A 20,447-nucleotide genomic window follows, 5' to 3' on the forward strand; every position below is an offset into this window, starting at 1 on the left:
CCCGGCATGGGTCAGCCCACAAAAACAGTCATGTCTTTCATCATAGAGCATCCCCTCCTCTTCTAAAAGCCCGAAGACAAACGGGACACTCTGCAACCCACTGCCGCCAGCAGCTACTGCGGCCTTAACGGCCCACAATGCCGCGGGAGATCACCTCTTTCATGATCTCGGAAGAGCCGGCATAGATGGTCTGGATACGGGCATCGACATAAAAGCGGGAGATGGGATACTCCACCGTGTAGCCGTAACCGCCGAACATCTGCAGGCAATCGTTCACCGCCCGCAACTGCATTTCGGTGGTGGCCAGTTTCAGGACCGCTGCATCGTCCACCGTCATTTTGCCCTGCTTGAATTTTGCGATGTTCTTTTCCAGCAAGGCCAGGCTCAGCTCGATGTCGGTTTTCACGTCCGCCAGCTTGAAGCGGGTATTCTGGAATTTGGCAATGGGCTGACCGAACGCCTGCCGTTCCTGCACATAGGCGGCAGCCAGATCCAGGGCACCCTGGGCTGCACCTACCGCCTGGGTGGAACAACCCAGACGCTCCCGGGGCAGCTCTTCCATCAGGTAAACAAAACCCTTGCCTTCTTCACCCAGGAGCGCATCCGCCGGCACCCGCAAATCGCTGAAAAACAACTCGGCGGTGTCGCTGGAATGCTGACCGATTTTCTCGATCTTCTTGCCGGTGGAATAGCCGGGCAGGGAGGTGTCCACCAGGAACAGGGAGATACCCTTGGCCCCGGCTTTGGGGTCGGTCTTGGCACAGACAATCACCAGGTCGGCGTGGATGCCGTTGGTGATGAACACCTTGGAGCCGTTCAGCACATACTCATCACCGTCTTTCACCGCGGTGGTACGCAAGGCTGCCAGGTCACTGCCGGCACCAGGCTCAGTCATGCCGATGGCGGACACCACCTCACCACTCACCATTTTCGGCAACCACTTGGCTTTTTGCGCTTCGGTACCGATGTTGTTGATGTAGGGCGCACAGATGTTGGCGTGGATGTTGTAACCGGTGGCCAGGCCGGCATAACCCAGGCGGGACATCTCCCACATGATCATCTGGGTGACATCGAAGCTGGCACCGGCGGAGCCGTATTCTTCCGGCATGTCCACCAGCAGCAGGCCGGCGGCCCCCATGGTGTTCCACACCTCGCGGGGCATCATATGGTTCTTTTCCCACTCTTCAAAATGGGGTTCGATTTCCTGCTCCAGGAACCGCAGAACCATGTCACGAAACAGATCCAATTCTTCGTTTTGCTCGCTCATGAGAGGCCTCTTCCAGGTGATGAAGGATAAAAACCCCGATCCAGCAACGGATCGGGGCAAGCTGCAGATTGGGCTGCACAAGGGTTAAAAGTGTGGACCAAGCGACGCCATCCCTCAATGATCAATGAAGCCATTTAATTAGCAATAACGGACCCAAATTGGCCAAATACGTAAATTTTAGCCGTTTACTTAGGGATTCTGCCCACTATACTTACCTATTTCGGACATTTACGCCTTTCTGATGAAAGCCCATTACACCAATCATACGGTCTCCATTCACTTTGCCCGCGCGTATCTGGAGCGGGGGCGGCGCCTGCAGCTCGATTGCGGTGCCCTGATGGCGTACGCAGCCCTCACCCCTGCCCTGCTGCAGGACGATCACAGCCGTCTGGCGCCCTATCAACTGGCCAGGCTGTTGCACAAGGTGATGGTGGATTCCGACGATGAATTCATGGGGCTGGCGGCCGAGCGGGCCCGCTTTGGGGTGTTTACCCTGCTGGCAGAACGGCTCATCCACTGTGCCACCCTGCGGGATGCCCTGGTGGAGACCCGGCGCTTTTACCGGCTGGTGACCGGATCGGTATGGTTCGACATCCAGGAGGCGGCAGACGTGACCCGCCTGTCCCTGCGCATGAGCCAGCCGGACAAAGACCCGGATTGCGTGATGACCGAACTGCTGATGCTGATCTGGCACCGGTTTCCCTCCTGGCTGATCGCTGAAGTGATCCCGTTGAATGCCGTGCACATGGCCATGGCGGAGCCCCGACATCGGGACGAGTACCCGCTGCTGTTCCCCTGCCCGGCCCGCTTCCGGCAAGCGGAAAACTGCCTGGTGTGGCCCACCTACATGATGGATCGGCCGATACAGCGCACCGGCGAACAATTGCGGCGCTACCTGGCCAAAGTGCCGTTGGTGTGGTTCCGCAAACTGCAGTTTGTGGAGCAATTGACGGAACGGGTAACTCATTTGCTGAAACACAGTGCCGACCTGCAACAGGTTTCGGTGGAGGACGTGGCCGGGCAACTGCACATGACCTCCCGCACCCTGCGCCGCAAACTCACCGCTGAAGGAACCCAGTTCCAAACCCTGAAAGACACAGTGCGCCGGGAGCGGGCCATTTATTGGCTTAGCCAGAACGCGTCGGTGAAGGAAGCCGCGGTCAAAAGCGGTTACACCGAAACCGCGTCTTTCGTGCGCGCGTTTAAAAACTGGACCGGGCTGTCACCAGGGCAATACAAACGCCAGCTACTGGCACAATAAGCTGTATGCTGCCCAGGCTATTCCGGACTGTGGGGCGGGTCCAGATCCAGGTTATTCAGCGCCGGACACTGCAACGCCTGCAATCGGGCCTGCACCGCCTTGACGTGTTCAGCCTCCTCCCGGGCGAAGCCCTCTGCCAGCTGCCGCAATGAAGGCTGCGTTGTGCGCCGGGCCACATCCGAATAGAAGCCCAGGGTGTTCTGCTCCACCTCCAGCGCCACCTGTAATGCCTGCTCGGCACTCATCAGATAATGCACCTGGCTGTACTGAAAACTTTCCGGCGACTCTGCATCCGGCCAGCTGTATTCCCAAGCCTGCAGGGCGGGTAACTGGCGGCCCTGACAGTGGGCAAGGACGTCGCTGGCATGCCGCTCACTGAGCTGGGCCAGCTCCAGAAACAAGGCATGCAGGGGACGGTTGTTGTGCACCTCCAACGTATCGGCCAGTTCGTAGAGCCGCTCGGCGGCCTCCTGCTCCAAGGTGACACTGTGGGCCAGGAACAGCAGTTCATCTTCGTAGAGTGCCGTGTTCACAGTCGAAAACCCTCCCGCAGGTCAGTGGCCTGCGAATCATGGGGCAGCGGCCAGGGAGTGCGCGGATTGCAATAGAAAATGCCCTTGGCAAAGCCGTCATCGCTGTGCAGGAAATGGGCGGCCTCTGCCGGATTATCCGTACCCACGGATTCTGCGTGAACCTGTTCTTTCCACTGCACCTGCTCCGGGCAGAAGGTCACGCATTGACTCAACACCTGAACAAACGCAAAGCCCGGATGCTTGACCGCAGCAAACAGCATCTGCGCCAGGCCATTGGGATCACCGGAGTGACCCCGGGCAATGAAGCCGGCCCCCGCCGCCAACGCCAACGCGCAGGGCTGGAACGGACGCACTTCCGGACCATGGGGCGTCAGCTTGCTGTGTTGCCAGTGCTCGGGGGTGGTGGGTGAAGCCTGGCCCTTGGTCATGCCATAGACCTCGTTGTCCATCACCACATACACCAGATCCACATTGCGTCGGCAGGCATGCAGGAAGTGGTTTCCACCAATGGAAAAGCCATCGCCATCGCCCCCCAGGGCAATGACATTCAGATCCGGTCGCGCCACTTTCAAGCCCGTCGCCAGCGGCAGCGCGCGCCCATGGACACCGTGGAATCCATAACTGTTGAGGTACGCCGGCAGACGCGAGGAACAACCAATGCCGGACACCAGTACTGCCTGCTCCGGTGACTGTTCCAGGGCAGCGAAGGCCTTGGTGATGGCGTTCAATACGCTGTAGTGACCACAGCCGGGGCACCAGATGGGTTTCACACCGGATTTATACTGTTTGGCCTTAAGCACGCGGCAATCCCTCCACCTGTTGCATGATTTCCTGCGGGGTAAACAAGCGCGGCCCGGGCCGACTGTAGCATGTCAACTCCGGCAACCCGGCACGCTGCGCCTGCGTCAGCTGAGACTGCAGATAGTGAGCGAACTGGGCCTGATGATTCTGCTCCACCAGCAACACCTGCGCCATGTCCTGCATACTGCGCAGCAGGGATTCCAGTGGCAGCGGCGCCAGCAGGCGCACGCCCACCACGGTCACCGGCGTGCCCCTCTCCTGCAAACGCTGCTGCGCTTCAAGGGCAACGGGGAACAATGACCCCCAGCACAGGATCAGGATTCGCGCCTGGGGCAGCGCCGATACTTCCCCCCATTGGGTGCTGGCGGCCAGGCTCTGCAGCTTGCGCTGGCGCTTGGCCAACTGCTGCTCATGATCCTGCGCCCGCGCCGAGGGCACCGCACTCTGGGAGTGCTCCAACCCATCGGCGGTATACTCACCACCGGGTTGACCGGGGAGCGCCATGGGCGAAATGCCCGAATCGGTATCCAGGTAGCGAAAATAGTCAGCACCCGCCGGCGGCGGCAAACTGGCCCGGGACAGCTCGGCGTGAAACGGCAACGACGGCAGCGGCGGCAGCACCTGCATGGACTGCCCCAGGAACTGATCGGATAACACCAGCACCAAGGTCTGTCGCTCACTGGCCAATTGGGTCGCCCAGGCCACGCTGTAGTGGCAATCCGCCAGCGATAAAGCGGCCACCACCACATGGGGAGCGTCACCATGCAGGCCGTACACCGCCAGATTGAAATCACTTTGCTCACTTTTGGTGGGGATGCCGGTGGACGGCCCTCCCCGCATCACATCCAGAACCAGCAACGGGGTTTCGCTGGCCACCGCCAGCCCCATGGCTTCACTCATCAGTGCCAACCCCGGCCCGGATGTGGCGGTCATGGCCGGCACTCCACCAAAGCCGGCACCGATGGCCATGTTCACCGCCGCCAGTTCGTCTTCCGCCTGCACCAGACGTCCACCCAGGGACTCGATCCGGCCCGCCATCCACTCCAGCGCGTCCGAGGCGGGCGTGATCGGATACGCCGCCACAAACCGGATACCGGCCTCCAGCGCCCCCAAGCCCGCCAGTTGATTGCCGGTGGCCAGCCAGGGGGATTCTGCCGCAGCGCCGGCATCCGGTGGCTGAAGGTTGATGGGGGCCTGTTGCAGCAGTTCGGCTCCGGCCCGGGCAACGCTGTGGGCGAGGGCAACCACCTCGGCCCCCTGCTTATGTAAACGGTGGTCGATGGCGGATTGCAAAGGTTCCCCATCGCAACCCAGCCAGGCGGCCACATAGCCCAGCAGGGCAATGTTACTGTGGGCCGAGCCCTGTGCCTGCGCCAGACCGCTGAAGTCCAGCACCTGCACGCCCTGCTCCCGAGCCAGTAGCTCAGAGGCAAGTTGCTGTGGGCGTGCACCGGCCGCAACATCCTCAATGATCAGTGTGGATGCAGATAACGGGATCTCGTCCGCAAAGCGTTGAAAGTGACTCCAATCCAACACCAGCAGCAGGTCGATCTCACCGCAAAAGCTGGCCAGGGGCCGGGGGCCCAGACGCACCACCGCCGCCGACTCTCCCCCCCGAATCTGAGGGCCGAAGGTTTTGCGCAAAATACCGTAATAACCAGCGCCTGCCGCCGCCCGCAACAGCATTTCGCCCAGCGCCACCACCCCCGTCCCACCGGAGCCGGTCATCGCAATGGTAAGGTTCCTCATCCTCTTCCCGTTGTCCTGTATCAGGTTATTTCCGCCTACTCTAGCACTGCCGCCGGGTGCTGCACTTGCTCTGGCTCAAGCAACGGCAAATTGTAAGCAAACATAATATTTGCCCCGGCAGGCCGGGCCGCAACTGGCCAAACCCCGGGACAGCCCTTTAAAATGGCGCGACAGCATCGACTTCAAAGCACAGAACAAACAGAATATAAGGTATTCATAATGGTCATTTCACCAAGGGTTAAAGGATTCATCTGCACCACATCGCACCCGGCCGGTTGCGCGGCCAATGTCGCCCGGCAAATCGAGTTTGTGCAGCAGCAGGGGAAGATTGCAGATGCGCCGAAGCGGGTACTGGTGATCGGGGCCTCCACCGGATACGGTCTGGCATCCCGCATAACTGCGGCGTTTGGTGGCGGGGCCAGCACCATCGGTATCTTTTTCGAGAAGCCGGCCCAGGGCAAACGCACCGCGTCCGCCGGCTGGTATAACGCCGCCGCCTTCCAGCAGGCCGCCGATGGCGCCGGTCTCTACAGCAAGAACATCAACGGCGATGCTTTCTCCCATGCCATCAAGGAACAGGCCATTGACCTGATCAAACAGGATCTGGGCCAGGTGGATCTGGTGGTGTACAGCCTGGCGTCGCCCCGCCGCCAGCATCCGGATACCGGTGAGCTGCATTCCTCCACCCTCAAGCCCATCGGCAAAGCCGTTACCCAGACCGGCCTGGACACCGACAAGGAAATCATCAAGCAATTCACTCTGGAGCCCGCCAGCCAGGACGAAATCGACAACACCGTAGCCGTGATGGGTGGTGAGGATTGGGAAATGTGGCTGGCGGCGCTGAGCAAAGCCGGAGCCCTAGCTGATGGATGCAAAACCACCGCCTACACCTATGTGGGGGAAAAGGTCACCCGGGATATCTACTGGGATGGCACCATCGGCGCCGCCAAGAAAGACCTGGACAGGGCCGCCAGCGCGCTGCGGGAGCAGGGCTTCGACGCCCGCGTATCGGTATTGAAAGCGGTGGTCACCCAATCCAGCGCGGCGATTCCGGTAATGCCCCTGTACCTGGCGTTACTGTTCCGCATCATGAAAGAACAGGGCACACACGAAGGCTGCATCGAGCAAATCTATCGCCTGTTCAGTGAGTGCCTGTACAACGACGCACCACGCCGTGATGACGCAGGTCGCAATCGGGTGGACGAGAAGGAAATCACCCCCGAGGTGCAACAGCAGATCGAGCAACTCTGGCCCCAGGTCACCACCGAGAACCTGAACGAGATCAGCGATTTCAGGGGATTCCGCACGGAGTTCATGCAGCTGTTCGGGTTCAATGTAGACGGTGTGGACTACGCGGCGGATGTGGACCCGGAAGTGCCGGTGAATCATCTGGTGGAGTAACCAACCACCTACTTCACGCCAGAACACACAAAAGGCCGCATCCAGCGGCCTTTTTTTGCTGCCCTGTTACATCAGCACGTTAACGGCTGTTGGCCCGTTTCCAATGATGATAAACCGACTGGCGTTGCTGTCCGTACCGCTCCCGCGCATAAGCGGCAAACTGTCGGTATTTCAGGGTCACACCAAACAGCCAGCGACTGCCATACACCCGCAGTTTTTCCGGCAGTGTGTAATGTATGACCCGACGTTTATACAGGTACAGACTGACACTACCCCACACCCCCCACCAGGTCACCGGGTTCATGCCCTTGCCCCATTTGGTGGTCAGGTCATCCATGATCATGACGCTCATTTTCAGGTTGCGGTATTTGGGTTGTACAAAGCTGAATCCGGTATCCTGGAACCCAACCGTTTTGTACATATCCATTAAGTACTTGTCGGTGCTGATCACAATGTAATTGCGACCGTGCATCATGGCGTATTTGTAGATATGTTCAAACATACCATGCAGGATGTCGGTATCACGATAGCCTTTATCCAGACACAGGGCCGCCACTTCAAAGGTTTTTTCATAGGGCGGCAGCTGCTGAAAATCCCCTTCGGACATCAGCACTTCCACTTCCATGGGTTCAAGGCCGCGCTTGCCGATGATGATGGTGGCCGAACCGATGGCTTTACCCTGGTGATACACCACCAGAATGCGGCTGTAGCGATCAAAAAAATACGACAGCTTTTTCAACGGCACGTCGGAATCCACTTTGCGGACCGCGGCGTAATTACGGCGACGCAGGGCCAGCACATCTTCGTATTCCTGCTGAGTTTCGACAAACTTGAATTGCACAAAGCCTTTCACGAAGTAGGAACGTAAACCCGATCTACGCAAATCCCGTGGTGTTTTCCGCAAGTAGTGAAAACAATATTGCGCCAATTGCTTTTCCACTTCACTGGTCATTGCCTCTATGCGCACAAAGCAACGTTGCCCGCTACTGTCATCGGATGACACATCATAGACCACACCTTCGATGGTTCGGTCGCTGTCAAACACCCCCAGGCGCAGGGTGATGCGCATACCACTGAACAACACGCAGCCGGCGTCAACACCACTGATCGAAAACCCGCGGGCGGAGAGACTTTCCACATCAAAATAGAAATTTTGCCGATAGAAAAACGGATGTTGAAACTGACCGCGAATGCGGTGCGTCGGGGACAGTTCAATCGGCGTCAGCGTCGAGTGACCGTGACTGGTCTCGTGCTCGATGACGGCCGACAGTTTAAGCGTATCGCCGCTGGTTTGTTTATCAATCACCAAACCATTAACGTTGTATGACACGCCCAGCAATGGGCTCACAATCAGCCGAACGGCTTCACCCACTTTCAACTGGGCCTCGAATTTTGCCGGCAGCAACAAGGCAAAGCCCAAACTTGAAATATCCAGTAATGTTGCCGGTACCCGGAGCGACCCGGCAACCCAAGTCGCATCCACCCCATGATTTCCATTCAATTGTTGCCGCACAATGCGGCGCCCTTCCCTAGATGAAAACTTAACGATGGTTTCCATATAGGCTACGTCTTTTCAGGTTGCTTAGGATTACGTATTCAATACCCGCTGACACCGCATCCCCATCGGTCAGCCACGGTAACGATGTTTATAATCTAATCACTTTTTTAATTGTTTGCCAAACATTATTTGGTTAACGAAAGCAACGCGGCCCAGGTTAATGTAACCGTTCCGTTGTCCGTGTTCATGTTTTGCGTTAAACGGTCTGCTGCAGGGAAATCCCCTTGGAATTCGGTGGCGCTGCGTGGGGTACCGGCGCACCCCGGGTTTGATCCGGTGAATTTCGGCTATCCACAAACAACAGTACCGGGACAAAAAACAAAAAATTTACCGCTAACGCTACCGCCACCGTGATGGCGGTCAACAGCCCCATGCTGGCGTTGGGATAATAGTGGGAAAAAGACATCATGCCGAAGTTGGCAGAGATCACCAGCGTGGTGGCCACCAGCGCAATGCCCACTGTCTTGAAAGCGTAACGGGTTGCCTCTATGGTGGGCAGGTTGGCCTCTGTACGGGCGCGGATATACTTGGTAAGAAAATGCACCGTGTTGTCGATCACAATACCCAGTGTCATGCAGGCCACGATACTGACCGAGATGCCAATATATCCGTCAATCAGTGCCCAGATGCCGAACGAGATGATGGCTGGGAACAGATTGGGCAACATGCTCAACAGACCGTATTTCACTGATTTCAGCGCAATAATCAGCAGCACCGACACCACCACCAGGGCCAGTGCCGTACCCACCAGCATACCCTGCCCGTTCTGATAGGACAGTTCCCCCAGCAACAAATCAAATCCCACCCCGCGCACCTGCATATTCGCCGGCAGGTTGTGCTGAATCCACTGATCCGCCCGCGCCTCAAAATCCAGAATCTGATTGGAGGTCACCCCACCCAGCAGCACATTGACCCGAGTGGTGGATTGATCCATATCGATCTGGTTTTCCAGGCCCAGGCCGAACGGCAACGACATCTGAAACATCAGGGTATATTGGGAGATAAGATCCCGCTGCTCGGGAATGCGGTAGTAGTCTGCATTGCCACCATTCATATCCCGGTTCAGCCGTTTGATGGTGTCGGAAAAGGTGGACACATACTCCACTTCCGGCTGGGCCCGGGCCCAGCGGGCAAACCGATCCAGTCCCTGCATGTATTCCGGTTCCATGATCCCGGCCGCCGCGCCGGAGGGAAACGCAAACTGCAGGCGATGATTCCCGGTCAGTTCGTTCACCATGAATTCCGTGGCCCGGCGCACTTCGTAGGATTCGTCGAAGTATTCCATCCACACATCATTGAATTCATTTTTGGAACTGAGCAGAGCCAAACCCAGAAACACCAACGACGAGACGAAGAACACCGGCTTACGATGATCCACCACAAAGTCGGCAAAGCCGTCCATGATGCGGTGATCGTGATCGCCGCCGCGAAAACGTTGCTGGGGCAGAATCACCAACAGGGCTGGCAGGAATACCACGCTGAGAAACCAGGCCGCCATTACACCGATGGAAACCATGTTGGCCATGTCGGCGAAGGGTGGGGATTCGGAGCTGTTCAAAAACAGAAAGCCCACTGCGGTGGTCAGACTGGTGAGGAACACCGGCTGGGCGTTGACGCGCAGGGTTTCGTAGGTGGCCTGGTATTTGTCTGCCCCCTGCCGGATCTGGTGCTGATAGGTGATCAGCAGGTGAATGCTGTCTGCCACCGCCAAGGTCAGGATGATGGCCGGTGCCCCACCCATCACCGGGGTCACCTCCACGCCCAGCCAGACAATGGTGCCCATGGCAATGACGATGGACATGGTGATCACCAGCATGGTCTGAATCACGGAGACCACACTGCGCAACATGATGAACAGGCAAATCAGGATGGCCACCGCACTGTAGATGGAGGTGGAACTGAGTTCACGTTCGGTGGTGGCGTTGGATTCGCTTTTGAACGACACCGTACCGGTCAACATGATATCCACGTCCGGATACTGCCGTTCAAACTCATCCCGCATGGCATCCACATAGGCCATGATCCTGGGCGCATCCTGAGCCCGTCGGTCTTCCGTAATCACGGTCACTGACACCGAGGCGGCATGGCCGGATTCCGAGACCACGTTGTTCACCAGGTTGGGCTCCTGCAGTGCGATGCGCTTGATGTTGAGCAGGTCCGCGTCGCTCAGGGCATCCAGGTCTTCCACCAGATCCCGGATCTCCAACTCATCGCCACTGACCTCGGTGTGCTGGAAGTTGGTGAGGGAATCCACCCGTTGCGTTTGGGGAATGGTCCAGGCCTGCTCGGTGAGATCCAGCAACAGGCGCAAATGCTCACGGGTAAATACGTCGCCATTTTGGGGGCGCACGATGATGATGACGTTGTCGTCCTTGCTGAACTGATCCTCCACCGCCAACAATCGCTGCAGACCCGGATTATCCGCCGCAAACAGGGCTCTGGAGTCGTTGTTGATCTCGGCATATTGCAGACCGAAGCCGGACACCACCACCCAGGCCAGGGAAAACAGGATGCAGAACCAGGGGTGGTTGATGATAAACAGCTGGGCCCGCTGCACCAGATCCGGCTGTGTATTGTGGTCGCAGCCCGGGCCCCGGAAAGGATCGAATTTCATTGCTCTATCTCTCTGAATTGCCTGTTTTTTATTGTTGTTATCCGGGCAGAAGGCGGTGTTTTGACCGAGACCTGACCCCCACCTCGTCGAATTGCACCTTGCATTGTCCCCGGCTTCCATTTTAGTATACGGCGTATACTCACGAGATTGCACCAACCAATAACAAAAATCAACCACAGATCACCGCCACCCAAGGAGCCACCCCATGAGCAGCCACCCCCAATTGCCACCCGGCCCCAAGGAATTCAAATTCAGACAGGGCCTGAAAATGGGCCTCAGCATCTACGACTATCTGCAACAGTGTGCCGATGAATTCGGTGACGCGTTCACCCTCAACCTGCCCGGTATGGAGCCCATGGTGTGGGTAAGCCGACCGGATATGGTGAAAAGCTTTTTCAGCCTGAAACCGGATCAGATCGACCAATCAAAACTGGCGATCCCCATCGACATCGGTGACAACCAGACCGGTTTCCTCAATAACGAAGAGCACGCCCATTCCCGCAAGGTGGTGATTCCCACCCTGGTGTCAAAGCGCCTGCAGGACCGCGCCCAGGTCATGCACGAGATCGTGACCCGGCATATTGATGCCATGCAACCAGGCGACGAGTTCGATGTGCCCCGCCTGGTGGGGGACATGACCCTGGACATCGCCTGCTACACCCTGCTGGGCCTGCGCGACGGCCCCAAGAAAGACCGCTACCGGGATCTGATGCTGCAATGGATTCAGGCCTCCACCAACAACACCATGTTTTTGCTGGGCACCATGTACGGCCCATCAAAATGGCGTAACCGGTTGCATTCCGCCTACCTGAAGAAAACCGCCTCCGGCAACTTCGGCAGCGGTAAAAAAGGCATCCTGCCCTGGTCCCACTCCATCGAACTGAAAGCACAACTGGCGGACCTGATGCGCCAGGACATTCGCGAGGCACGCCAGCATCCAGACAGCGCTCGCACCGACCTGCTCTACACGGTCTCTCACGCGCACTACGAGGATGGCGAACTGCTGTCAGAGGAACGAGTGATCTCCGAGTCCATGGGCATGCTGGTGGGTGGGCATGAGACCAGTGCCGCCACCTCCGCCTGGTATATGCTGTGGTTGCTGAAGCGACCGGACGTGTACCAGAAAATGCACGACACCGTACTGGCCGCAGTGGCGGCGGAAGGCCGTTTTGATCCCCTGAAGATCACAGAAGTGCCGTATCTGAACGCCTGCCTGTCGGAATCACAACGCCTGACCCCCTCCGCCGTAGGCACCATGCGCTGCCTGGTGAAGGAAGCCAAGATCGGCCCACTGACCTTGCCGCCCAACACCAACGTACTGGCGGCCGCCTACCTGACCCATCGCCGCAAGGATGTGTGGGGTGAAGATGCGCTGGAATACCGCCCCGAGCGCTGGCTGGAAGGCAAACTGCCGAGCCCGTTTGAGTACTACCCGTTCGGCGGAGGTCGTCGTGCCTGCGTGGGCTCCAACCAGGCCAAACAACAACTGCGCATCATCTTCGCGGAGCTTGCCCGCCGGGTGGAATTCGATTCACCCTATGCCCACACCGAAGCATGGCCGGGGCAACAACAGGTGAGCGGTCAAACCGAGCCCCAGGGCGGCGTCCCGGTCACCGTCACCAAGGTGCGTCCGGCCAGTTACGGCATCCCCCAGGCCGACCTGCAGGCGGCCAGCTAAAAGCGCCCCCCATGTGCCGGGCCGGACCCACCGCGCCCGGCCCCAGACCCTGTCCGTGATGCGCTGGCAATATCGGCATCAGCTGTTATGATGAGTGCCAATTTTCCACGTCTGCCTGCGAGAGCCAGCCCCTATGTCCATGACGCAGTCCCCCATACGCCTGTTTATCTTGAGCCTGATCGCCGTGCTGCTCAGCGCCTGCCAGAGCATGTATTACGATGCCATGGAACAGGTGGGTTACCACAAGCGGGACATTCTGGTGGACCGGGTGGAAGACGTGCAGGACGCCCAGAAAGACGCCAAGGAGCAGTTTGCCTCTGCCCTGGAGCAGTACCAGCAACTGATCAAAATCGAAGACCAGGATCTGCTGGACAAATACAACGCCCTCAATGACGAGTACGAAGGCAGCAAAAAAGCCGCCGAAGCGGTGAGCGAACGCATCAACGCCGTGCAGAGTGTATCCGAAGCCCTGTTCGAGGAATGGGAAGAGGAGCTCTCCCTCTATACCAACAGCAACCTGCGTAAACAGAGCGCACAAAAGCTGGCGGCCACCAAAAAGAAATACAATGTTCTGATCAAGTCCATGCGCCAGGCAGAATCCCGCATGCAACCGGTGCTGGGAGCACTGCAGGATCAGGTTCTGTATCTCAAGCACAACCTCAACGCCCGCGCCATCGATGGCCTGAAAGGCGAGCTGCGCAGCATCGAAACCAACGTGGCCCGCCTGATTAAGGATATGGAAGCCTCCATCGCCCAGTCCGAAGCCTTTATCGCCGAACTCAACCAGGATAGCTGATCGCACCAGAATAGCTGACCACCCCGGGCGCTGGACCACTTTGCCCCAAGCGCCCAAAACTTGTCCTTATTTTACTAGCATTTCCCCGCCGATTGATTTGTATTGTTCAATCTATTGACCGTCGACCCCATTTAGCACTAAAGTACCAACAAGGTCGGTGGCAGTGTTTCGATTCACCCAACCAACAATAAAAACAACAACAATGAAAAAATCAGCGGTAACCCCAATGCTGGCCATGGCATGCAGCTTCATGGCCACGGAAGCGTCAGCCCAGCTTCTTAACAACCTGTCCATCGGCAGCCCCAAAGCGCTCGGTCTGGCCAACGCGGTCACAGCCGATCCGCCGGGCATTGATTCCATTCACTTTAATCCGGCGGGGCTGGTGCAGATTCAGGGGCGCCAGGCCAATCTCAAGTTCCTGCTGGCCAACGTGGAGATTGAGTCCCGCTTCGGCGAACCCACCCTGCCGACCGACGTCTATGACGTTCCCTTTGATCCCAATGACCCCAACCCCGATCCCATCAGCGACCAGCAGCTCTATTACAACCTGACCCAGCAGTGCCAGGATGACTATCCCATTGCCGACCCCACGGACATTGATGAGGTGGCCCGGGCCCACGCCCTGTGCTGGGGTGAAGACCCGGTGGCCAACACGATCACCACCACCGGCAACCCGGTGCTGATGGTGCCGTTTATGGGGCTGCAGGAGAGCCCGGTGCTGCTGTTGCCCATGGGCGGTATGGCCTTCGAAGGGCCGTCCGGCGACTGGGCTTTCGGTTCTGCGGTGTATGTACCGGAAGGCATCGGCTACAGTCGCGACATCGACAGCGGTGGCGCCTACCAGGGTCAGGAGGTGGGGCTCACCCGGCTCACCTACTTCTCCCCCACTGTGGCCGTGCGCATCACCGACCGCTTGTCTGCCGGGGCTGGCATCACCTTTTCCTATCATGGCCTGGGCATCAAAACCAATTTCCGCGCCTCCGGCCTTACCCTGGGCTACCTGCGCAATCTCAATTCCATTCCCGACAGCCCGTTGCCCGCTATTGACCTGGGGCCCTACGACAACGTGGGCCTGCTCACCATGGAGATGGAGGATCTGTTCTCGGTGGGATTTAACTTCGGTCTGCTGTGGGAAGCCAATGACTGGTTGACCCTGGGCTTCAGCTATCGCAGCGAATCCATTGCCGAACTGGAAGGGGATTACTCCATGGAATACACGGATAACTTTATCCACACCATGGAGGGTTTGCAGGAAGGCGGCCTGGATGCGGTGCTGGCGGTATTGGACGGCGGCCTGGTGAATGCCGTGGCGGTGGAAAAAGGTACAGTGAAGTCAGAGTATATTGTGCCGCAATCGGTTGCGTTCGGAGCATCCGTGCAACTGCTGCCGCGCCTGCGGGTGAACCTGGACGCCAAGTGGATCGAATACAGCCGCTGGGACGAACTGACCTTCAGTTTCAGCCAGAACAACGACTTCCTGACCCTCGCCAGCGTGATCAACACCCTTGCCGGGCTGGACTATGCCGACCCCGATGAACTGCGCATCCCCCGGGGCTACGAGGACACCTGGTCCTGGGCCATTGGTGCCGAATACCAGTGGAACAACAACCTGGTGCTGCGGGCCGGTTATGAGCCCCGCAGCTCCGCCATTCCCGATGACCGCACCGACCTCTTGTTCCCCATCGGCGACGCCGAGCTGTTCAGCGCCGGGGTGGGTTGGCAATACGATCACATCACCCGGGTGGAAGCCGCTGTGGGCTACCTGTACTCCCACACCAAAACCGATGCCTGCGAATCCCGCAACGCCAACAGCTGTAAGGAAGGGGATGTGGTGTACAACCCCTACTTTGCCACGCCGTTCGAGAATGAGGTGAACGCTTACCTGGTGGCCGTGTCCATCGATCGCAAGTTTTAAGGGCGCCTGTGCGTTAGCGGATCATGCCGTCGTCAATCAGCTGCTGGAAATGATCCACAAAGGTCTGCTCCAGCGGGTGGTACTGCAGCCCCAGGCGCTGCTTGCTGCGACTGTTGTCGAACTTCAGCGCATGCCCCACATTCTGCTCAATGAAGCGGGGCTTGGCGCTGGCGTCCAACAGACGGCCGAACCACTTCACAATGAACTTGGGTAATTCGAAGAACGGAAATTTGTAGCGGCTGCCGAAATGCCGTTTCAGGATCGTAGCAATCTCCAGCATGGTGGGCTCGCCGTTGGAAATGATATGGCGGCCTTCTGCGTCCGGGCGGAACGCGGCCTCCACATGCGCCCGCGCCACATCCCGCACATCCACCCACCCCAACCGCATCTGCGGCACTCCGGGCCACAGCTTGCCATTACCCAGACTGCGCAGAGTATCAATGCTGGTGGACTGACTGTAGCGGGTCAGGGCCGGGCCACCCACCATGCTGGGGTTGATGGTCACCAGGCGCCAGCGGGATTGGGCAGCGTGGATTTTCCAGGCTTCTTTTTCCGCCAGAAACTTGGAATAGGAATAGGGTTGGTGATCCAGGCTGCTGGAGAAATTCCAGTCCTCTTCATTGAAGTAGCCACGGGGGTTTTTACGCAGATCGGCGTTATCACCGAACACCGCCGCCACGCTGCTGGTCAACACCACCCGCTTCACACTGGTGGTACGATTGGCCGCCTCCAGCACATTACGGGTGCCCTCCACCGCGGGTTTGATCAGGGCCTGCTCCGGGTCCTTGAAGCCGCGCACCAGAAACGGCGAGGCAGTGTGCATCACCACTTCGCAACCGGCCATGGCCGCATCAAAACTGCCTTCGGCCAACAGGTCCGCCTGGAACAGTTTCAAGGTACCCTGCGGGGCAGCTGCCTCTATCTGGCGCAGGGGCCCAACGGACTTTTCGTTGTTCAGATTGCGCACCGTGCCGTGTACCGTGCAGCCGGCCTCCAGCAGGTAGCGGATGATCCAGTTGGCAATGTAACCGGATGCCCCGGTGACCAGAATCGGTTTGCTTTTATCGATTGTCTGTTCCATGTTCGGTCCATCTATTGGGTCAGTCTTCAATGTAGCGAACCCTATGCCAATTCAGCGGACAACTCAATGGCTCTGCCGCCGGGCGTCAACGGCAGCCCCGGCACGCCCAGCAGGATACTCCCCGGCAAACTCACCCGAATATAGTCAACACTGGTTGACCATGTTGCCAGACCCCGCTAGACTACTCCCAACAAGAACAATGGGACGTAAATGATGATTGAATTCCTGCGCGAGACCTTGGGGCCCCATTATCTGGTGGTGAAATTTGTGCATGTGTTTGCGGTGATGGCCTGGTCCTGGAGCACCGCAATTGCCTATACCTCGTACCTGAAACCGGCGTATGTGAAATGGCGTAAGAATCCCGATGATGCGGCCTTGAGACAACGGCGGGATTGGGCTTTCGAACAGTTTGACCGGGGCGCGGTGGTGGAACACACGGCGTTTCCCGTGTTATTGCTGAGCGGGGGGTTGCTGTTTGTGCTGGGCAACTGGAATCTGGATTTTCACTGGCTGCTGCTGAAACTGTCCATTGTGGTGCTGGTGTTCTTTCCCATTGAAGTGGCGGATTACTGGCTATCCCATATGGGTGGCAATAAATATCGGATTCGCACCCGCGGTACACCGGAAAAATACCAACGCTACATTCAGCACCACTGGCGCTTCTTCCGCATCACCACGCCATTGATCACAATCTTTATGCCCCTGGTGATTTTTCTGGCCATCGTGAAACCCGCGTTTTTGTGAATCGCTTACCCTAGCGCTGCTCGTACACCATACCAGGGGACACCTCCAGAATGGCGCGCAGGGCCTCTGCCTTGTCGCGCCCGATACGGCGGGCCAGTTCCTGCTCCAACTCATGCAGCGCTTTGGCCGCCTGCCGGCCTTTTTCCAGCCCGGCGCGGGTGGGCAGAATCCGCTTGCTGCGTTTGTCCTCACTGTCGGTGACCAGTGTCAGGAAACCCCGCTCCACCAGCTCATTCACCGTTTTGTTCACCGCCTGTTTGCTCACACCGATATGACGGGCGATTTCCACCGCTGTATTCCGACCTTCCGCCAGATTCATAAAAATGGAAGACTGGGCTTTGCTGAAGGCTTTCTCGCCGCTGGACTCCAACACTTTCTGCAGGCTGGCATCAAACCAGTCGTAATACACCAGTAACAACTGCATGAGATTCACCGGATAACCGGAATCAAAAACTTCATTGGCTTGCGGCTTGTTCATAAACTGTTTGTCCCGATAATTTGCGCCAGTATACACTAAACCGCTCGAAGCCTGAGTGAAGGGAGTGTTTGTTCGTGGGTCGCACCCGTCAATTGATCCTGGCGCTGTATACGCTGTCTGCGTTGATGCACGCTTACGTAGGAGCCCGCCTGCTGCCTGCATTGCCCTTTCCGCCGGCAGCCAACCTGCTGTTGCTGCTGCTCCTGCTGGCCTCTGCGTATTTTATCCCCACGGCCATGATCAGAAGCCGGCGCGAACACAACCGGCTCAACACCTTGATCATCTGGTGCGGATTGCTGTTCATGGGGTTGCTGTCCAGCCTGTTCGTCTTTACCGCCCTGCGGGACCTGTTATGGCTGAGCCTGTGGCTTACTGATTCATGGTTCGCAACCAGCTTGTTGAGTTCGGCCTGGATCAGCACCAGCGCCGTGGTGGTGCTGGTCGCCGGTTTGCTGCTGAGCCTCCTGGGCTTGCTCAGCATTCTACTGGGCCCGGCCGTCGTTAAAGTGGATATTCCCATTGCAAACCTGCCCGCCCCGTTGCAGGGTTTCAGCCTGGCGCAACTGACGGACATCCACATCGGCCCCACCATCAAGCGGCGTTTCCTTGAGAAAGTGGTACGACGGGTGAACCAACTGGAGGTGGATGCCGTGGTGATCACCGGCGATCTGGTGGACGGCCGGGTGCGACAACTGGGCAAGGAGGTACAACCACTGGCGCAGCTGCGTTCCCGCTACGGCACTTATTTTGTGACGGGCAATCACGAATACTATTCCAATGCCCACGAATGGATCGAGCGGCTGACATCCCTGGGGTTACGGGTCTTGCTCAATGAACACGAGATCATTCAACACAACCAACGGACGGTGGTGATGGCCGGCATCACCGATTATTCCGCCCACCAGTTTGATCCCGGACATCAAAGTGATCCGCAGCGGGCGTTGCGCCACGCACCGCAACAGGCTGATCTGAAAATACTGCTGGCGCACCAGCCCCGCTCCATTTTTCAGGCCCGGGGTTGCGGTGCCCATGTCCAACTGTCCGGCCACACCCATGGAGGCCAGTTCTGGCCCTGGAATCATTTTGTGCCGTTGCAGCAACCCTACACCAGCGGCTTGCACTGGTTTGAATCCATGTGGATCTACGTCAGCCGGGGCACCGGTTATTGGGGGCCACCGAAACGCTTCGGCGCCCCTGCCGAGATCACCTTGCTCCGATTTACCCGTGCCGACCCAGCCTGATCCCGGCTATCGCCGCATACTCGTCCTGACCTGGCCCATTATTCTTGCCAACAGCGCCACGCCGTTACTGGGTCTGGTGGACACAGCCATCATCGGCAATCTGGCCAGCAGCGCGCACCTGGGTGCCATTGCCCTGGGCGCACTGATGTTCAATTTCATCTACTGGGGCTTTGGCTTTTTGCGCATGAGCACCACCGGCTTTGTGGCCCAGGCCAGTGGTCGCAATGATCAGGACGCGATCCTCGAAACCACCCTGCGCGCCCTGTGCATGGGGCTGCTGATCGGGGCCGCGCTGTGGCTGCTGCAATGGCCGCTCATTGAACTGACGCTGACCCTGTTCGGCGCCAGCACCGAAGTGGAAACCATCGCCGCACAGTATTTTTCCGTCCGCATCTGGGGCGCACCGGCCACCCTTGGCTCCTACGTACTCATGGGGTATTTCATCGGCCAGGGTTTAAGCCGTCACTTACTGCTGGTGCAGCTTAGCCTCAATGGACTGAACATCGCCCTCGACCTGTTGCTGGCCGGCGCTTTCAAACTGGGTGCCACCGGCATCGCACTGGGAACGGCGATCTCGGAATGGACGGTCTTCTGCCTGGCGCTGGGGTTGGTGATCCGGCATTTCAAGGGTGAGAACTCAACACCGGACCTGAGTTGGAAGACCCTGCCCTGGCGTACCCTGTTCCAGGCGGACAAGTTCAAACCGGTGTTGCACGCCAACCTGAACCTGATGATCCGCACGCTGTTTCTGCTGCTGGGTTTTGCGGTGTTCACCGATCAGGGTGCTCGGTTCGGTGACCAGGTGCTGGCCGCGAACCATATCCTGTTGCAGTTCATTTCGTTCAGTGCATTTTTTCTGGATGGATTTGCGTTCACCTGTGAATCCATGGCGGGTAAAGCCCTGGGCCAGAACAATCGAACGTTGTTCCTGTTGGTGATCCGGCGCACCACGGCGTTGGCCGCAACCACCGCGCTGCTGCTCGCCCTGGGTATTCTGCTGATGGGGGGAACCCTGGTGAGCTGGCTTACGGACCTGCCGCCGGTGCAGGAAACCGCTCTGCGTTTCCTGCCATTCTGCGCCCTCTACGTTTGCCTCTCGTTTGCGGCCTTTCAGCTGGATGGGTTATTCATCGGCACCACCAGCACGGCCCCATTACGCAATGCGGCGATCCTCGCCACCACCAGCTTCATGCTCCTATGCTGGATCTGCATCCCGTTGTGGGGCAACCGGGGATTGTGGATCGCCTTTGTCGGCTTTGTGTTGCTGCGGGCCATCTACCTGGGGCGTTACTTCACGCCCCTGCTGGCCAGACTGGATACCCGCACCTAG

16 protein-coding genes are annotated in these 20,447 nt (G+C 58.2%); 8 read left to right on the plus strand and 8 right to left on the minus strand.

The genetic code is table 11. The features are described 5' to 3' along the window. Window positions 1-124: 124 nt before the first annotated feature. Window positions 125-1,267, minus strand: coding sequence for an acyl-CoA dehydrogenase family protein (locus D9N14_RS19465; protein ID WP_290582880.1), 1,143 nt, complete (start codon window positions 1,265-1,267; stop codon window positions 125-127). Between the two features lie 241 nt (window positions 1,268-1,508). Between D9N14_RS19465 and D9N14_RS19470 the strand changes: the two genes are divergently transcribed. After that, window positions 1,509-2,528 carry an AraC family transcriptional regulator gene (locus D9N14_RS19470; RefSeq protein ID WP_290582882.1) on the plus strand — a complete coding sequence of 340 codons (1,020 nt, stop codon included), beginning with the start codon at window positions 1,509-1,511 and terminating at the stop codon, window positions 2,526-2,528. 17 nt (window positions 2,529-2,545) lie between these two features. Here the strand turns inward: D9N14_RS19470 and D9N14_RS19475 are convergent, their stop codons facing one another. The 3 genes from D9N14_RS19475 to D9N14_RS19485 are packed head-to-tail and all read right to left on the minus strand — an operon-like array spanning window position 2,546 to window position 5,611. Then, window positions 2,546-3,061, minus strand: coding sequence for a ferritin-like domain-containing protein (locus D9N14_RS19475; RefSeq protein WP_290582884.1), 516 nt, complete (start codon window positions 3,059-3,061; stop codon window positions 2,546-2,548). Next, on the minus strand, window positions 3,058-3,861 hold the full coding sequence (locus tag D9N14_RS19480; protein WP_290582887.1) for a thiamine pyrophosphate-dependent enzyme: 804 nt from the start codon (window positions 3,859-3,861) through the stop codon (window positions 3,058-3,060). The genes D9N14_RS19475 and D9N14_RS19480 overlap by 4 nt, the downstream gene beginning before the upstream one ends. After that, on the minus strand, window positions 3,854-5,611 hold the full coding sequence (locus D9N14_RS19485) for a 2-oxoacid:acceptor oxidoreductase subunit alpha (RefSeq protein ID WP_290582889.1): 1,758 nt from the start codon (window positions 5,609-5,611) through the stop codon (window positions 3,854-3,856). Before D9N14_RS19485 ends, D9N14_RS19480 begins: the two co-directional genes overlap by 8 nt. Window positions 5,612-5,830: 219 nt before the next feature. On the opposite strand from D9N14_RS19485, the gene fabV reads away from it, so the two are divergent. After that, complete coding sequence (fabV, locus tag D9N14_RS19490) at window positions 5,831-7,012, plus strand: enoyl-ACP reductase FabV (protein WP_290582891.1); 1,182 nt, start codon at window positions 5,831-5,833, stop codon at window positions 7,010-7,012. A gap of 79 nt (window positions 7,013-7,091) precedes the next feature. Here fabV and D9N14_RS19495 read toward each other — a convergent pair whose 3' ends face one another. Together D9N14_RS19495 and D9N14_RS19500 are read right to left on the minus strand one after the other, a co-directional pair. Then, entirely contained in the window at window positions 7,092-8,570 is a 1,479-nt protein-coding gene (locus tag D9N14_RS19495; RefSeq protein ID WP_290582893.1) for an N-acyl amino acid synthase FeeM domain-containing protein, read from the minus strand. 196 nt (window positions 8,571-8,766) lie between these two features. Further along, on the minus strand, window positions 8,767-11,184 hold the full coding sequence (locus tag D9N14_RS19500; RefSeq protein WP_290582895.1) for an efflux RND transporter permease subunit: 2,418 nt from the start codon (window positions 11,182-11,184) through the stop codon (window positions 8,767-8,769). 205 nt (window positions 11,185-11,389) lie between these two features. Here D9N14_RS19500 and D9N14_RS19505 point away from each other — a divergent pair, with 205 nt between their 5' ends. From D9N14_RS19505 to D9N14_RS19515, 3 genes are all read left to right on the plus strand, one after another. Then, entirely contained in the window at window positions 11,390-12,862 is a 1,473-nt protein-coding gene (locus tag D9N14_RS19505; protein ID WP_290582897.1) for a cytochrome P450, read from the plus strand. Between the two features lie 133 nt (window positions 12,863-12,995). Further along, window positions 12,996-13,658, plus strand: a complete 663-nt coding sequence (locus D9N14_RS19510) for a DUF2959 domain-containing protein (protein ID WP_290582899.1) — start codon at window positions 12,996-12,998, stop codon at window positions 13,656-13,658. Between the two features lie 226 nt (window positions 13,659-13,884). Next, the gene (locus D9N14_RS19515) at window positions 13,885-15,573 is read left to right on the plus strand and encodes an OmpP1/FadL family transporter (protein WP_290582901.1); all 1,689 of its coding nucleotides are present in this window, start codon (window positions 13,885-13,887) and stop codon (window positions 15,571-15,573) included. A gap of 13 nt (window positions 15,574-15,586) precedes the next feature. On the opposite strand, the gene D9N14_RS19520 is transcribed toward D9N14_RS19515, so the two are convergent. Next, complete coding sequence (locus D9N14_RS19520) at window positions 15,587-16,654, minus strand: SDR family oxidoreductase (RefSeq protein ID WP_290582903.1); 1,068 nt, start codon at window positions 16,652-16,654, stop codon at window positions 15,587-15,589. 210 nt (window positions 16,655-16,864) lie between these two features. Between D9N14_RS19520 and D9N14_RS19525 the strand changes: the two genes are divergently transcribed. After that, window positions 16,865-17,398, plus strand: coding sequence for a hypothetical protein (locus D9N14_RS19525; RefSeq protein WP_290582905.1), 534 nt, complete (start codon window positions 16,865-16,867; stop codon window positions 17,396-17,398). A 10-nt stretch (window positions 17,399-17,408) separates the two neighbouring features. On the opposite strand, the gene D9N14_RS19530 is transcribed toward D9N14_RS19525, so the two are convergent. Then, entirely contained in the window at window positions 17,409-17,876 is a 468-nt protein-coding gene (locus D9N14_RS19530; protein ID WP_290582907.1) for a MarR family winged helix-turn-helix transcriptional regulator, read from the minus strand. Window positions 17,877-17,950: 74 nt separating this feature from the next. Between D9N14_RS19530 and D9N14_RS19535 the strand changes: the two genes are divergently transcribed. Then, complete coding sequence (locus D9N14_RS19535; RefSeq protein ID WP_290582909.1) at window positions 17,951-19,117, plus strand: metallophosphoesterase; 1,167 nt, start codon at window positions 17,951-17,953, stop codon at window positions 19,115-19,117. Then, the gene (locus D9N14_RS19540) at window positions 19,101-20,447 is read left to right on the plus strand and encodes an MATE family efflux transporter (protein ID WP_290582911.1); all 1,347 of its coding nucleotides are present in this window, start codon (window positions 19,101-19,103) and stop codon (window positions 20,445-20,447) included. The genes D9N14_RS19535 and D9N14_RS19540 overlap by 17 nt, the downstream gene beginning before the upstream one ends.

The sequence above is a fragment of the Ketobacter sp. genome (assembly GCF_003671495.1).
GTDB lineage: Bacteria > Pseudomonadota > Gammaproteobacteria > Pseudomonadales > Ketobacteraceae > Ketobacter.